Origin of the sequence: Thermomonospora curvata DSM 43183 (assembly GCF_000024385.1) — a bacterium.
Lineage (GTDB): Bacteria > Actinomycetota > Actinomycetes > Streptosporangiales > Streptosporangiaceae > Thermomonospora > Thermomonospora curvata.
In genome coordinates, this window is the sequence record NC_013510.1 from 3,123,522 (window position 1) to 3,138,862 (window position 15,341).

The 15,341-nt window shown below is 67.5% G+C and carries 10 protein-coding genes, 1 tRNA gene and 2 CRISPR repeat arrays (1 of these 13 only partly in view); of the genes, 10 read left to right on the forward strand and 1 reads right to left on the reverse strand.

Annotated features, from left to right (window positions below):
- Positions 1-63 precede the first annotated feature (63 nt).
- A complete protein-coding gene (locus TCUR_RS13210; protein ID WP_148233016.1) occupies positions 64-1,011 on the reverse strand; it encodes a D-alanyl-D-alanine carboxypeptidase family protein in 948 nt (315 codons plus the stop codon).
- Between the two features lie 110 nt (positions 1,012-1,121).
- Here TCUR_RS13210 and TCUR_RS13215 point away from each other — a divergent pair.
- The 10 genes from TCUR_RS13215 to cas2e all read left to right on the forward strand — a co-directional run bounded on the left by TCUR_RS13215 (position 1,122) and on the right by cas2e (position 13,820).
- Positions 1,122-1,195: transfer RNA gene (locus TCUR_RS13215), tRNA-Pro, on the forward strand.
- 385 nt (positions 1,196-1,580) lie between these two features.
- On the forward strand, positions 1,581-1,781 hold the full coding sequence (locus TCUR_RS13220; protein WP_012853012.1) for a hypothetical protein: 201 nt from the start codon (positions 1,581-1,583) through the stop codon (positions 1,779-1,781).
- A gap of 1,697 nt (positions 1,782-3,478) precedes the next feature.
- Positions 3,479-4,484: a CRISPR direct-repeat array (repeat unit 29 nt; unit sequence GGGATCATCCCCGCGTGCGCGGGGAGCAG).
- 248 nt (positions 4,485-4,732) lie between these two features.
- On the forward strand, positions 4,733-7,630 hold the full coding sequence (locus tag TCUR_RS13225) for a CRISPR-associated helicase/endonuclease Cas3 (protein WP_012853015.1): 2,898 nt from the start codon (positions 4,733-4,735) through the stop codon (positions 7,628-7,630).
- Positions 7,620-9,305: a type I-E CRISPR-associated protein Cse1/CasA gene (gene casA, locus TCUR_RS13230; RefSeq protein ID WP_012853016.1), complete on the forward strand. Its 1,686-nt coding sequence runs from the start codon at positions 7,620-7,622 to the stop codon at positions 9,303-9,305. The genes TCUR_RS13225 and casA overlap by 11 nt, the downstream gene beginning before the upstream one ends.
- Positions 9,302-9,940 (forward strand): type I-E CRISPR-associated protein Cse2/CasB, encoded by a 639-nt coding sequence (gene casB / locus TCUR_RS13235; RefSeq protein ID WP_012853017.1) that lies wholly within the window; start codon positions 9,302-9,304, stop codon positions 9,938-9,940. Before casA ends, casB begins: the two co-directional genes overlap by 4 nt.
- Positions 9,940-11,133, forward strand: coding sequence for a type I-E CRISPR-associated protein Cas7/Cse4/CasC (gene cas7e, locus TCUR_RS13240; protein WP_012853018.1), 1,194 nt, complete (start codon positions 9,940-9,942; stop codon positions 11,131-11,133). Before casB ends, cas7e begins: the two co-directional genes overlap by 1 nt.
- Positions 11,130-11,834 (forward strand): type I-E CRISPR-associated protein Cas5/CasD, encoded by a 705-nt coding sequence (gene cas5e / locus TCUR_RS13245; RefSeq protein WP_012853019.1) that lies wholly within the window; start codon positions 11,130-11,132, stop codon positions 11,832-11,834. Before cas7e ends, cas5e begins: the two co-directional genes overlap by 4 nt.
- Complete coding sequence (gene cas6e, locus TCUR_RS26030) at positions 11,834-12,523, forward strand: type I-E CRISPR-associated protein Cas6/Cse3/CasE (RefSeq protein ID WP_012853020.1); 690 nt, start codon at positions 11,834-11,836, stop codon at positions 12,521-12,523. Before cas5e ends, cas6e begins: the two co-directional genes overlap by 1 nt.
- A gap of 2 nt (positions 12,524-12,525) precedes the next feature.
- Complete coding sequence (gene cas1e, locus TCUR_RS13255; protein ID WP_012853021.1) at positions 12,526-13,473, forward strand: type I-E CRISPR-associated endonuclease Cas1e; 948 nt, start codon at positions 12,526-12,528, stop codon at positions 13,471-13,473.
- On the forward strand, positions 13,470-13,820 hold the full coding sequence (gene cas2e, locus TCUR_RS13260) for a type I-E CRISPR-associated endoribonuclease Cas2e (protein ID WP_012853022.1): 351 nt from the start codon (positions 13,470-13,472) through the stop codon (positions 13,818-13,820). The genes cas1e and cas2e overlap by 4 nt, the downstream gene beginning before the upstream one ends.
- 264 nt (positions 13,821-14,084) lie before the next feature.
- A CRISPR array of direct repeats spans positions 14,085-15,341; the repeat unit is 29 nt; unit sequence CTGCTCCCCGCGCACGCGGGGATGGTCCC (it continues 1,029 nt past the right edge of the window).

A 15,341-nucleotide genomic window follows, 5' to 3' on the forward strand; every position in this document is an offset into this window, starting at 1 on the left:
AGACCCCCCGGTTTTGTTGCGAGCGATAACAATCAGGCAACGACCGCCCCGGCGCGGCCCCGCTCAGATGCCGCCGGCCTGCAGCACCTGCCTGGTCAGCGCGGTCAGCCGCCCTGAGGCCGCCCGGAACGAGCTGCCCGCCGGATGCAGGGTCAGCACCACCACGATGTGCCGGTCGTCCTCCCCCACCGTCCCGGTGGTGTGCAGCACCGGACGCCCCAGCCCCAGATCGGGCGCCGCAGCCGGCCGGTACCGCAGCCCGTTCGCCCCCGCCTGCCCGCACGGCTCGGCCGGCACCGTCCCGAACCCCGACCACCCCTGCTTGACCGCCCACGGCCGCCGCACCGCCCGCGGAATCCCGAAGTACTGGTCGAACCCGTCCGTGCCGCACCGGGTCGCCTTGCGCAGCTCCCCCAGCACCAAGTCCCGAACTTCGGGCCGCGCCCGCTCCAGCAGGTAGCGGTACACCTTCACCACGTCATGGGCGCTGATCGCGGTGTACCCCCAATACCCCGGCCGGTCGGCCGGCGGCGGCGCCGTATCCACCAGCCGCAGCCGCTTCACCATCCGCGCCACGACCGCCCGCCGCCCACCGCGCGTCCACAGCACCGTGGCCGCCCGGTCATCACTGGACCGCAGCATCCCCCGCAACAGCGCCAGATCCCCCGCCGGCACCTCCCGCCGCGACTCCAGGTAGTCCAGCGCGATCAGGATCTTCACCACCGAGGCCGACCGCACCGTCTGATGCGCATCGCGCCGCACCGTCACCTTCCCGGCGGCCCGGTCGAACACCATGTACCCGGCCCACACCCCCGCAGGCACCCGAGGCACCACCCGCCGCCTGCGCTCCGAGGCGGACGGCACCGCCCCCGGTGCCCCGCTACCCGCCGTCGTCTCCACCACCGGCGGACTCTGCCCGACCCGCGACTCCCCTCCCCCAGTGGTGCACCCGCCCACCGCGAGCACCACCGCCACCGAGAACACCAACCCACGCCACATCACAGAAGCCACCCGCCCATCCCACCAGCCCCCGCAGCCCCAGGTCACCCGCCCTTCCGAATTCCCGTTACGCACTAGGCCGCCGACTGCGCTAAGGTAGTCACGCCTGCTCCGCCAGGCACCGGGATGTGGCGCAGCTTGGTAGCGCACTTGACTGGGGGTCAAGGGGTCGTGGGTTCAAATCCCGCCATCCCGACACGAACTAGCAGGTCAGAGGCCTGATCATCACCCTGATGATCAGGCCTCTTGATCGTTTGACCGTCACTCGACCGTGATCGACGGCCTGCCCTGTTTCTTCTCAAGGCGGCAGGCCCTCCCCCGCTCTCAGGGGCATCCGCAGTCACAGCGTCTCGTTGAGAGCCCATCTTCAGGACTGCTCCTTGCATGCTCCATGAGCAGCCCTCGTTTCCTCCCCATGCACCACGAGAAGCAGAGACCCTCTGTTTGCAAACAACCACACAGGGTCACCACCATGCTCACAGAGAGGGCTTCACTCGCAGTCCGAGTAAATCTCTGCTAGATTCAAGGCAACGTGGGAAGTTGAGCTAGTGACTTCCCCCAGTCGCAGAAAGGAGAGGCCCATGAGCCACGCTCCCCGCCCCTTCCTCGATTTGGAGACGTTCGTGCTGTTGTTCTTCGCCGCCATCGTCGGAAGCGTGGTGACCACGCTGACGTACCTGTCGAAGGAAAACCAGCCGGCGTCTCTCCTTGCTGGGGGCGCCGCTGCGGGAGCAGCCCTTCTGTGGGCCAGGCTCGTGATCAAGCCGCCTCACGAGAAGTGAGTGGTCAATACTCCTCAGAAGACACTTGATCCCATGAAGTCCAACGAGCCCTGGGTGGCGGTGCGGCATCAGCCCGATCTGGCGCACACTTCCGACGGTGGGAGGAGCCGCGAGCTCGTAATGGCCGACAGGTTCAACTAAGACACGCACCATCACGGGCGACGCCTAGGTCACCGTTGCCCAGAAAGTGCATGGCCAGCAAACACCGTTCGGCAAGCACAGGTCAGATGTGGCCCGGCTTATTGGCGAGGACGGGCCGTTCGCGCCATTGATCTTCTCGGCCCTCTCACGGCCACGAGGGTCTGCTGCGATGGTGCCAGTGCCTCGGCTTCGAGAGACCCGCCACCGCCACCGAGGACTCAGTACCCCGCTCGTGTCGGCATACGACGGTGGTGAGCGGCGATACCCTGTTCTTTCCGGTGGCGCGTATGTGACTGTCTGCTAGGGCAGGAGGCCTTACAGCAGGTGCCGCCGAGGACAGCCGGTCCACCCCAGATGCAAGAGGCGTCCAGGGTAGCGCGGCGTGGGCGCTCCCTGCAGCCGCCCCAGTAGTCGGGCGGCAGGATTGGTGCGGTCAGCATCCTCGACTCATCGGTCAGGTCCGAGGGGGAGGCCGGCGTCTGTCCCCCGCTTCCGCCTTGACCAGGTTCCTCCTTCACGAGCGCCTCCCGGACACGCACTAAGCTCAGCTATGTGAGCTCACTGGAGCCTCACTGTCACTGCCCACTGTCGTCATGAGCACTTTGAACACTCAGTGTTCTGCTCCCTGCGTATGCAGGGATGACCCCGTGGGCAGTTGGGCTGTCAGATCAATGAACAAGTGCTCCCCGCGTATGCGGGGTTGGGTCTGGCAGCAGTTGAACGGACGGTGTGGGGTTCTCTATTAGCCGGTAGAGAACCCCACACCGTCGACATCTATCGCTAGAGAGCGTCACCAATGTGCCATATCCACATCTGCAAAGCAGCAAGCAATAACTTGGAAATGTTGGATATCCTTACAGTGGTGCGCGGCGACACCGCACCATTGTTTGAGCGCTTGAGCTGACTCAAAGCAAGGCAGGCACATCAGTGCCATGACGGAACCAGCGCACCACCAGCAACGCTGACGGAACATCCCAAGGACCAGGAACCTCTTGGGGTGCCAGCTCAGTGCTTGACTTTTATCGCAGTCCTGGGTGTTACAAACGAAGCGTTTGAGGAATCAAACACAGCGGCCACAACGATCGAGTACTGAGTATAAGTGCTTCACTCATCAACTACTTGCCGATATCTTCAGCGAATAGCTCATAGAGCTCGCGGGTTCCTAGCTCCAGAATGATGTGCTCTTGGCGAAGCACCAGGAGGGGCCATCCCCACACGGGGAGCAGCCCGTCTCCGAGCGGCGCACTGGTCATTGCGGAAATCCCCGCATGCGGAGAGCAGGGATGGTGTCCCGTCGTCTGCGGTAACTCTCGAGGATCATCCCCGCGTGCACAGGGAGCAGTGGCGGGCCATCTCCGCCACCTCTACCTGCCGGAGATCAGCCCCGCCTGCGCGGGGAGCAGTTCTTGTACATCGACGTCCCGAGGATCATGTTGGGATCATCCCCGCATACGCGGGGAGCAGATCACTACGACGGTGCAGCTGTTCGAGTCGTTGGGATCATCCCGCGTGCACGGGAAGCAGTCTTCTCCGCGTTCAGTTCCGAGTGGCCGATGGGGATCGTCCCCGCGTACGCGGGGAGCAGTCTTGTTTGGTGAAGGTGGTGGCGCGGATGCCGGGATCATCCCCGCGTGTGCGGGGAGCCAGGCGGCCATGCTAGTGCTTATCGGCTACGTGCCGGGTCATCCCCGCGTGCGTGGGGAGCAGTCCCCTGTCTGCCCTCGCGGGGCAGCTTCGTCGGGATCATCCCCGCGTGCGCGGGGAGCAGCGCCGCCGTCACAAGCCGATTCCCTTCATCGGGGGATCATCCCCGCGTGCGCGGGGAGCAGTTTCTTCGGATCGATCTTGCCGACGTTCGGGAGGGATCATCCCCGCGTGCGCGGGGAGCAGGGCGTGGCCACGACGCGTTTCGGGTTGCAGTGGGGATCATCCCCGCGTGCGCGGGGAGCAGACGCCCAGAGCCGTGGAGGTCGTGCCCAGCGAGGGATCATCCCCGCGTGCGCGGGGAGCAGAAGCACCTGACCATCGAAGACCTGGCCGAACGGGGATCATCCCCGCGTGCGCGGGGAGCAGCTCCTCGGCGCGGGAGGTGAGCCCCCGCAGCAGGGATCATCCCCGCGTGCGCGGGGAGCAGGTGTCGCGGCCGGTGAAAGCCGCGTCCAGGGTGGGGATCATCCCCGCGTGCGCGGGGAGCAGTGACACGCCAAGCTCACGGCCGTGATCGCCGAGGGATCATCCCCGCGTGCGCGGGGAGCAGGAGTTCGGTCAGGTCGTCCGCTCGGCCATCGGGGGATCATCCCCGCGTGCGCGGGGAGCAGTTGACCACGTCGGCGCGAGCGACCTCCCCTCCGGGATCATCCCCGCGTGCGCGGGGAGCAGTTGATCTGGCGGGTCTGGGCGTTCAAGTGGCCGGGATCATCCCCGCGTGCGCGGGGAGCAGCGGATTCTGATGACCGCCATTGAGGACGTCGCGGGATCATCCCCGCGTGCGCGGGGAGCAGCTGGATCGGCATCCAAATTGCCATCAAGGCAGGGGATCATCCCCGCGTGCGCGGGGAGCAGACTGATTGACCTGCGGGTTTATGCCCAGCGCAGGCCAGAATCTAGCACTTTTACAGGATCAGACATTTGGGACATCGCTCTACGAGCGGACTCTCACCCCAGGGTGGACGGAGACTGCAGCAGGAGGCAACCCCAAGAGAGCTGGAAGTCAACAGAGCGCGAGATCCGCCCCCCTTCGTGAACGTTGATGTCAAGCAAAATCAGGAAAACCTGTGCGTCGATGTGAAGTATGGGCTTAACTGTCTCCCGTGATCGAAGGGGAGGAGCCTGGCCGGCTGGGAGAGGGCCTGTCGGCTGTCGCCCGGGCCGTGTGGGCCAAGCATGACCGCGCGGCTGAAGGATGGCTGCCGCTGTGGCGGCACATGGCTGACAGCGGCGCGGTAGCGGGACTGCTGTGGGATGAGTGGATTCCTCACCAAGTACGGCGACTGATCTCCGCGGAGTTGCCGGGAGGTGCCGAGGACGCTCGGCGGCTGGTGGTGTGGCTGGCGACTACGCATGACATCGGGAAGGCCACGCCGGCGTTCGCGTGTCAGGTGGAGGCACTCGCTGCCGCGATGCGAGATGCCGGGTTGGGCATGCCCGGCCACCGGGAGATGATCGATCGGGGGCTTGCCCCGCATGGGCTGGCGGGGCAGTTCCTGCTACAGGAATGGCTGATAGAGCGGCACGGGTGGAACCGATCCGCGGCGCTGCAGCTCGCGGTCATTGCCGGTGGGCATCATGGTGTTCCGCCGGCCTACCAGAACGTTCATGATCTGAATGCCCGCCGCTACCTGCTTCGCACGCCCGATCGCGAGTCGGCGTGGCGGAGCGTGCAGGAGGAGCTGCTGGACGCTTGTGCGGCGGCTTGCGGCGTCCGTGATCGGCTGGACGACTGGCGGCGGGTGAAGCTGTCACAGCCGGCACAGGTGCTGCTGACGGGATTGGTGATCGTCGCTGACTGGATCGCCAGCAACCCCGATCTTTTTCCCTACTTCCCTGAGGCCGCGCACATAAGTGACCGCGAGCGCATCGAGGCGGCCTGGCGCGGTCTGGCGCTGCCGGCTCCTTGGCGGGCGGTGGAGCCGGATGAGGACACAGATGAGCTGTTCGCCGCACGGTTCGCGCTGCCCCTGGGAGCGCGTGTCCGGCCGGTGCAGGAGCAAGCGGTGAAGCTGGCGCGCGGCATGGCCGCACCGGGGCTGATGATCATCGAGGCGCCGATGGGGGAAGGGAAGACCGAGGCCGCGCTGGCGGTCGCCGAGATCTTCGCGGCGCGTTCCGGGGCGGGTGGCTGCTATGTGGCGCTGCCCACCATGGCGACCGGCAATGCGATGTTCCCCCGTCTGCTGGAGTGGCTGCGGCGGCTCCCGGCCGGCGGCTCAGGCGAAACGCACTCTGTGTATCTGGCGCATTCGAAGGCGGCGCTGAACGAGAAGTACGTCGAGCTCATGCGCACCGGCCGGCGGACGGTGAGCGCGGTGGAACTGGACGGCCCCGGTGACGAGCGGCGACATCACGGTGATCGACGTGTCCACTCCGCCGAGCTCGTCGCCCACCACTGGCTTCGCGGCAGGAAGAAGGCGATGCTCGCCTCCTTCGGGGTGGGGACCATCGATCAGCTGCTGTTCATGGGGCTCAAGAGCCGGCACGTGGCGCTGCGCCACCTTGCGCTGGCGGGCAAGGTCGTCATCATCGACGAGGCCCATGCCTACGACACCTACATGAACACCTACCTGGACCGGGTGCTGTCCTGGCTGGGCGCCTACCGCGTGCCGGTGATCGTGCTGTCGGCGACGCTTCCGGCCGGGCGGAGACGGGAACTCCTTGAGGCTTACGCGGGGACGAGCGGGTCCGGCCTCACGGAGGTGGAGAGGGCTGAGGGCTACCCGCTGCTGACCGCCGCGGCTCCTGGACGGTCTCCGGTATTGCAGCCCGTCGCCCCGTCCGGTCGTTGCACCGCTGTTCATATGGAACGGCTGGAGGACGACCTTGACGTCCTGGCGGACCGGCTGGAAGAGGAGTTGTCCGACGGCGGCTGCGCACTGGTGGTGCGCAACACCGTTGATCGCGTCCTGCAGACCGCTGCGCACTTGCGGAAGCGGTTCGGCAACGTGACCGTCGCTCATGCGCGTTTCCTCGACTTGGATCGGATGGCCAAGGACGCCGAGCTGTTGAAGCTGTTCGGTCCGCCCGGCAAGGACACCAAACGCCCCAAAGAGGCTCACATCGTGGTGGCGAGCCAGGTGGCCGAGCAGTCCCTCGACATCGACTTTGATCTGCTGGTGACCGATCTGTGCCCGATCGACCTGCTGTTGCAGCGCATGGGACGGGTGCACCGGCACCTGCGGGGCGAGGGGCAGTCGGAGCGTCCGCCGCGGCTTCGCACCGCCCGGTGCCTGGTCACCGGTGCGGATTGGGCGGCCGTTCCGGTCGAGCCGGTCAGCGGTTCCCGGCGGATTTACCGGCCTTACCCGTTGTTGCGCGCTGCGGCCGTTCTGGAGCCTTACCTCAGCGGCAGCGCAGAAACCGGACATATTGTGCGCCTTCCGGAGGACATCAGCCCGCTGGTGCAAAAGGCCTATGGACACGATCCCGCGGGGCCGGCCGAGTGGCAGAAGGCGCTCGAAGAGGCCCGGCGCGATCAGGAGCTGCACCAGGAAAAGCAGCGCAAGGAGGCAGAGTCCTTCCAGCTCGGCAAGGTCGGAAAGGACGGCCGTGCCCTGATCGGATGGCTCGACGCCGGAGTCGGCGACGCCGACGACACCCGGGCGGGCAGGGCCCAGGTCCGCGACGGCGAGGAGTCCTTGGAAGTCCTGGTGGTGCAGCGCCTGGCCGACGGGACCGTGCGGACGGTGCCGTGGCTCACCGAAGGACGCGGTGGCCTGGAGCTGCCCACCGAGACCGCGCCCGAGCCGCGTTTGGCGCGGATAGTGGCGGCCTGCGGGCTGCGGCTTCCCTTCCAGTTCTCGACCCCCGAAGTCCTTGACCGCGCGATCGAGGAACTGGAGGCCGAATGCATCCCGGCCTGGCAGTCCAAAGAGTGCCATTGGCTGGCCGGTGAACTGATCCTCTTTCTGGACGAGAACTGTCGGACCCGTCTGGCAGGCTACGACCTGCATTACACGCCCACGGATGGCCTGGAGGTGACTCGTGCCGAGTGAACCGTCCTTCGATCTCACCCGCCGTCCGTGGCTGCCAGTGCTCTATGACAACGGCGGTGAAGGGCTGCTGTCGCTGACCGAGGTCTTTCAGCAGGCCCACCGGTTGCGCCGTCTCGTCGGTGACGTGCCCACCCAGGAATTCGCGCTGCTGCGGCTGCTGCTGGCGATCCTGCACGATGCGATCGAGGGCCCCGACGACATCGACGAGTGGACGGAACTGTGGGAGGAGGGCCTGCCCACCGACCGCATCACCGCCTACCTGGAACGCCACCGCGACCGTTTCGACCTGCTGCACCCTCAGGCGCCGTTCCTGCAGACCGCCGAGCTGCGCACCGCCGGCGACGAGGTCTTCTCCCTGGACCGGATCGTCGCCGACGTCCCCAACGGCACCTTGTTCTTCACCATGCGGGCCCACGGCGTGGAGCGGCTGGACTTCGCCGAGGCCGCACGCTGGCTGGTGCACGCCCACGCCTTCGACACATCCGGCATCAAGTCCGGTGCGGTGGGCGACCCCAGGGTCAAAAAAGGCAAGGTGTACCCGCAAGGCGTCGGCTGGGCCGGCAACCTCGGCGGAGTATTCGTCGAAGGCGATGACCTGCGGGAAACGCTGCTGCTCAACCTCATCGCCTTCGACACCGACAACCTGAGGATCGACCCCGCCCGTGATCTGCCGGCCTGGCGTCAGGAGCCGCGCGGCCCGCAGCAGCTGGATGAGATCGAGCTGAGCCGTCGTCCCGCCGGTCTGCGGGACCTGTACACCTGGCAGTCCAGGCGAATACGGCTCCATTTCGACGCGGACGGCGTCTACGGCGTGGTGCTGGCCTACGGCGACAGCCTCAGCCCGCACAACAAGCATGTTCACGAGCCGATGACGGCCTGGCGGCGCAGCCCCGCTCAGGAGAAGAAGCTCAGGCTGGCCCAGGTCTACCTGCCGCGTGAGCACGACCCGAGCCGCAGCGCTTGGCGCGGGCTGGGCGCACTGGTCGCCGGACGAGCGGAAGGCACCGAACAGCGCGAGGAGGCCGCCGCCATCGTGCGTCCCCGGATCCTGGACTGGGTGGCCCGTCTGACCGTCGAAGGGCCGTTGCCGGATGACTTCCTGATCAGGGCCCGGCTGGTGGGCGCGGTGTACGGCACTCAGCAGTCGGTCATCAACGACATGGTCGATGACGCCGTGACGATGCCCATCGTCCTCCTGCACGAGCGGAACAAGGAACTGGGGCAGACCGCGATCGACGCCGTCGCCGACGCGGAGAAGGCCGTGACGATCCTCGGAGATCTGGCCTCCGATCTGGCCGAGGCGTCCGGCACCGACCCCGCGCCCGCGGTCGCCGCCGCCCGGGCCCTCGGCTTCGGCATGCTGGACGGTCCTTTCCGCCAGTGGCTGACCACTCTGACGCCCGGCGCCGACGCCGGCGAACGGCGGGTGGCCTGGCAGCGGGAAACGTACAAGATCATCACCCGGCTGGGTCGTGACCTGGTGGACTCGGCCGGCGACCCGGCCTGGGAGGGGCGGATCGTCCAGACCAAGAAGGGCCAGAAGATCTGGCTGAACGCCTCTTACGCCAAGGAGGTGTTCGGCAATCGCCTCCGCAAGGAGCTGCCCGGCGCCCGGCAGTCCGACGATCCATCCCCCGAGCAAGCGAGCGAGCAGATGCTGGAGGTCCCGTCATGACCACGGCCCCACCCGCGCAGCGGTCCCTAGAGGACCTGGTGGGCCAGATCGCCGGCCAGTCCATCGCCAAGTGGCAGCAGGGCTATCTGGACGACCAGAGCTCGGCCGTCGCGACGCTGGCACAACTGCGGCGCGGCGCCGGCAAGCTCCCCCGGGACATGCCCGAGCTGTGGGGGATGATCGGCATGGAGCTGCTGTTCCAGGACCGCGACCTGTCCGACACCGAGGCGACCCGGGCTGAGAACGCCTTGTTCCTGGCGGTGACCCTGTACGCCTTGCACCAGCAGTCGCGCACCGACCGAAGGATGCACCAGCCCGGCATCGAACTCGGCGCAGCCGTCCGCCGGATGATGCCCAGGGGGGAGATCGACGAGCCGATCCGCAGACGTTTCGTCCGGGTCGGCACCGCGGCCACCCCGGATGTTCTGGCTTTTCGGCTCCGGGAGGTCATCACCCTCCTGCGCCGTCACGCCGTCCCCTTGGACTACCAGCGGCTCGCCACCCGGCTGTATCAGGCCCAAACGCCCCAGGGGATGCGGCAAGTGCGTCAGATCTGGGGCCGCAGCTTCCACGCCTACCGGCCCGAGAACACCGAAACCGCCGACCACACGCCAACGAACGACAAGGACTCTTGATGACGACCCGTACCATCCTGGAGCTGCACGCCCTGCAGACCGTCCCGCCCAGCAACCTCAACCGGGACGACACCGGCACCCCCAAGACCGCCGTCTACGGTGGTGTCCGCCGCGCCCGCGTCTCCAGCCAGGCCTGGAAGCGCGCCATTCGCCGCGCCTTCCACGACCTGCTGGACCCCAGCGAGCTGGGGGTGCGCACCAAGCGGGTCGCCGAACTGCTGGCCGGGCGGATCCGGAAGCTGGACGATTCCATCCCCGAGACCGAGGCGTGGACGCTGGCCGCCGAGACCGTCCAGGCCGCCACCGGGTCGAAGATCGAGCCGCCCAAGCGCAAGGCGTCTGCGGACGGCCCCGCGCCGGCCCCGGAATCGAAATACCTGTTGTTTCTGAGCGCCCGCCAGCTGGACGGCCTGGCCGAGCTCGCCGTCAAGGGCCGCGACGACATCAAGGCGTTCTTCAAGGACTCCGGTAACAAGGCCGAGGCCAAGCAGATCGCCAATAGCCGGCATTCGGTCGACATCGCGCTGTTCGGCCGGATGGTCGCCGACGGGGCCGACATCAACGTGGACGCCGCCGCGCAGGTGGCGCACGCCATCAGCGTCCACCACGTGGAGAACGAGTCCGACTACTACACCGCGGTCGACGACCACAAGGAACGCGAGGACGACGACCTGGGCGCCGGCATGATCGGCACGGTGGAGTTCAACTCCGCCACCCTCTACCGGTACGCAGCGGTTGACGTGGACCTGCTGCGCCGTAACCTCGGCAAAGGGCTGCGCGAGGACGAGCCGTCGACCGAGCCGGTCCGCCGGGCGGTGGAGGCGTTCGTGGAGGGCTTCATCACCTCGCTGCCCACCGGCAAGCTCAACACCTTCGGCAACCACACCCTCCCCGACGCGGTCGTGGTCAAGATCCGCTCGTCCCGTCCCATCAACTTCGCGGGGGCGTTCGAAGAGCCCTGCCGGGCCGATCAGGACTCCGGAGGCCATGTGCGCGAGGCCAGCGAGCGTCTGGCCCGCTACGTTCCCGAGATCGAGAAGGCCTACGGTGTCGCCGCCGACGCCAAGACCTGGGTGCTGCGGGTTGGGCCCAACACCGCCGCCTTGGCGGATCTCGGTGAGGAGGTCACTCTTCCCGAGCTCGTCAAGAAGGTCGGCGCCGAGGTGGCCGTGCGGCAGAGCGACGCATCATGAGCGTTCTGCTGCTCCAGCTCGCCGGTCCTTTGCAGGCGTGGGGATCGTCGTCGCGTTTCGCCCGGCGCACCACCGAACCGGCTCCCACCAAAAGCGGCGTGATCGGGCTGCTCGCCGCCGCGCTCGGCCGGGAACGCTCGCACGACCCCGGCGATCTCGCGGCGCTGCGCTTCGGCGTCCGCGTCGATCAGCGCGGGACTCCGATTCGCGACTACCAGACCGCGCATCACTTCGAGACCGGCAGATCCATGCCGGTCTCCGAGCGGTTCTACCTGGCGGACGCCGTGTTCGTCGCAGCGCTCGAAGGGCCGGACGACCTGATCGACACGCTGCATGACGCCGTGCGCCACCCGGTGTTCCTCCCCTACCTCGGACGCCGATCCTGCCCGCCGTCCCGGCCCTTGGACCTGGGCGTCCGCCACGGCGGTATCGAGCAGGTCTTCAAGCAGGAGGTCTGGCGGGCCTCACGCTGGTATCAGCGCCGACGGCGGCGGGAGCCTTTCGTCCGGTTGGAGACCATCATCGAGGCCACCGCCGGCGACGGCCGGGTCGACACTCTTCGTGACCAGCCGATCAGTTTCGACCCGATCCACCGTCGCTACGCGCTGCGCGGCGTCCGCCACGGGCATGTCGAGATTCCCAACCCCGCCGCCTCACAGCCGCCCGACCATGACCCGATCGCCGTTCTGGAAGGCGCGTGATGTACCTGACCCGCTTTCGCTTCAACACGGCGCGTGTCACCGCCCGCAGGATCCTGTCCTCGCCGCAGATGCTGCACGCCGCGGTGATGTCGTCGTTCGCCACGCCCCCTGTCCAAGAGGACGACGGGCCGCGGGTGCTGTGGCGGATCGACCGCAACGGCAAGTCCGAGACCTACCTCTACATCGTCAGCCCTCTCAAGCCCGACCTCACCCACCTGGTCGAGCAGGCCGGCTGGCCCACCACCGGCACGTGGCAGACCTATGACTACGGCCCGTTCCTGTCCCGGCTGGCCAAGGGTGAGGAGTGGGCGTTCCGCCTCACCGCCAACCCCGTGCACACCGCGCGCCGCAATGACACCGAACCCACCAAGATCACAGCGCATGTCGGCATGCGGCACCAAATGCAATGGCTTTTGCAACGGCAGGAGGCTGCCGGTTTCAGGGTGGTGGAAAAGCCCCGGGAGCGGCAGCTCATCCCCGGTGTGGACGTGCACGAGCTGGTCATCCGGGAGCGGCGCCACCTGGAGTTCCGGAAAAGAGGCAACAGCAGGCCGGTGACCCTGGTCACCGTGACCTTCGACGGCAGGCTCGAGGTCACCGACCCCGACGCCCTGCGCCGCACCCTTACCCGAGGACTCGGCCGAGCCAAGGCCTACGGTTGCGGCCTGATGACCCTCGCGGCGGCGTGAGCATGTCCACCATCAGCCGACGGGGTGCGTCCTCACCCCGCGAACTGACCCGGATGAGCGACCGGATCTCGTTCATCTATCTGGAGCGCTGCACCCTGCACCGCGAGGACAACGCGATCACGGCGGAGGACGCCGACGGCATCACCCATATCCCGTCGGCCACCATCGGATGCCTGTTGCTAGGGCCCGGCACCCGCGTCACCCACCAGGCCATGAGCGTCCTCGGTGACAGCGGAGCAGGCGTGGTGTGGGTGGGCGAGCAGGGCGTCCGCTTCTACTCGGGCGGCAGATCCCTCACCCGATCGTCCGCACTCGTTGAAGCCCAGGCCATCAAATGGGCCAACCGCCGCACCCGCCTGGAGGTCGCCCGCGCGATGTACCGGATGCGCTTCCCCGACGAAGATCCCGCCGGCCTCACCCGGCAGGAACTCCTCGGCCGTGAAGGCCGCAGGGTCAAAGAGCGCTACCGCCAGGAAGCGGCCAAGTACGGCATCACCTGGAAAGGGCGGCACTACATCCCGGGCGACTTCGGGTCCAGCGATCCCGTCAACCAGGCGGTCACCGCAGCCGCCCAGTGCATGTACGGCATCGCTCAGACCACCGTCGCCGCTCTCGGCTGCTCTCCCGGCCTGGGTTTCATCCACTCCGGGCATGAACTGGCCTTCGTCTTGGACATCGCCGACCTTTACAAGACCGAGTTCGCACTCCCCATCGCCTTCAGGACGGTCGCCGAAAGCCCCGAAGACGTCGGCTCTCGCACCCGTCGTGCCATTCGCGACGAGGTCAACAGAGTCGGCCTGCTGCGCCGCTGCGTCGATGACATCAAAAGCCTCCTGCTGCCAGACGTCCCCGATGACCCTCTGAACAGCGACATCGACCAGGTCACCCTCCAAGGCGACCATGGGGAACATCTGGCGTCAGGCCGCAACTATGACGAGGGGCTCTGGTGACGATCATCATCCTCACCCGGTGCCCCACTGGCCTGCGCGGTTTCTTGACTCGCTGGCTGATGGAGATCTCTCCCGGCGTCTTCATCGGAGGCCCCTCAGCCCGAATCCGCGAGGTGCTCTGGCGGGAAGTCCGCCAGTACTCCGGCACCGGCCGGGCTCTCCTCGCCTACACCACCGACAACGAACAGGGCTTCACCTTCGAAACCTGGGACCACAAGTGGCACCCCATCGACTACGAAGGCATCACCCTAATCCGCCGCCCCAAAACCCAACCGACAATCTCGGCCACCCCGCCACCCACTGGGTGGAGCAAAGCCGCCAAACGCCGCCGTTACGGCAAACGCTGACCCGCATCGCCCAAGCATCCCGACCGCAGCCCCGGCATGGGACGCAGAGTCCGCCCTACCCGTGAAACCAATCTCCACCTTTGCCAACACCTGGATGCCCAAGTGGTGCAGCCGCCACACCTCTCACTCCAGCACCGCCCTCACCTAGGACCACACACCTGGGCGACAGCGGCGGAGGACGACAGAGCGACGCCCGATATGTCCAGATTGAAAGAAGTAATGAATTCCAGCATTATCCTGAGATAAACCTGCAGGTCAGCAAGTCTGCTCCCCGCGCACGCGGGGATGGTCCCGGCGTCTCCGGTGAGGTCGTCCGCGTCAGCGGCTGCTCCCCGCGCACGCGGGGATGGTCCCGTTCGGGAGCTCGATAGTCATTACCATCCCTCCTGCTCCCCGCGCACGCGGGGATGGTCCCGCTGCCATCTACTGGCGGACCGACATCCGCACCTGCTCCCCGCGCACGCGGGGATGGTCCCGGACCCGACTACTGGGTCGCCACCTGCCACAGCTGCTCCCCGCGCACGCGGGGATGGTCCCGCCGTCTACAGGATCCACCTCGCCCGACAGGGCTGCTCCCCGCGCACGCGGGGATGGTCCCGTCGGGTCCGCGGCTGCACTGGGCGCGCTCTGCTGCTCCCCGCGCACGCGGGGATGGTCCCGCGGCAGGGATACCTCGCGACCTGCCGAACTTCTGCTCCCCGCGCACGCGGGGATGGTCCCTTTGACGCTGCGCACTGCGGTGATGATCGGCACTGCTCCCCGCGCACGCGGGGATGGTCCCTCCGGTGTCGGCCACATGGCCGGCACCCTGCTCTGCTCCCCGCGCACGCGGGGATGGTCCCCGGGAGCGCGAACATACCATCAGACTTTTGTACTGCTCCCCGCGCACGCGGGGATGGTCCCGATCGTCTTATCGCGCCGATCCGGCAGACCCCCTGCTCCCCGCGCACGCGGGGATGGTCCCCCTCCGTGCGCTGCGCGACCGCCTTGCCGAAGCTGCTCCCCGCGCACGCGGGGATGGTCCCGGTTGTGAATTCAACTAATGGAGAACGGGCCGCTGCTCCCCGCGCACGCGGGGATGGTCCCAGGTCGTGCTCGAGCACGGCGGCCTGCAGCTCCTGCTCCCCGCGCACGCGGGGATGGTCCCCGCACCCCCTGGAGAAAGCCACCCAAAGCCTGCTGCTCCCCGCGCACGCGGGGATGGTCCCAGTTCGCGAACCTCGCCAAGGCGTCCTGACCCCTGCTCCCCGCGCACGCGGGGATGGTCCCCCGCTGCTCCACAGCCGTCCACCAGGCGTGGGCTGCTCCCCGCGCACGCGGGGATGGTCCCACCGGTGACCGTCCACGCCAAGCCTGCCCGCTCTGCTCCCCGCGCACGCGGGGATGGTCCCGGCTCAAGCCCGCTCAGGGAGGCCCAGCGGCGCTGCTCCCCGCGCACGCGGGGATGGTCCCGGCCACCAGGTCGTCTACACGCCGGCCGCGCGCTGCTCCCCGCGCACGCGGGGATGGTCCCATCGAGCC

Coding starts and splice junctions, on each gene's coding strand:
- TCUR_RS13220 (WP_012853012.1), top strand. CDS start 1,581: ATGAGCCACGCTCCCCGCCCCTTCCTCGATTTGGAGACGTTCGTGCTG.
- casB (WP_012853017.1), top strand. CDS start 9,302: ATGACCACGGCCCCACCCGCGCAGCGGTCCCTAGAGGACCTGGTGGGC.
- cas7e (WP_012853018.1), top strand. CDS start 9,940: ATGACGACCCGTACCATCCTGGAGCTGCACGCCCTGCAGACCGTCCCG.
- cas5e (WP_012853019.1), top strand. CDS start 11,130: ATGAGCGTTCTGCTGCTCCAGCTCGCCGGTCCTTTGCAGGCGTGGGGA.
- cas6e (WP_012853020.1), top strand. CDS start 11,834: ATGTACCTGACCCGCTTTCGCTTCAACACGGCGCGTGTCACCGCCCGC.
- cas1e (WP_012853021.1), top strand. CDS start 12,526: ATGTCCACCATCAGCCGACGGGGTGCGTCCTCACCCCGCGAACTGACC.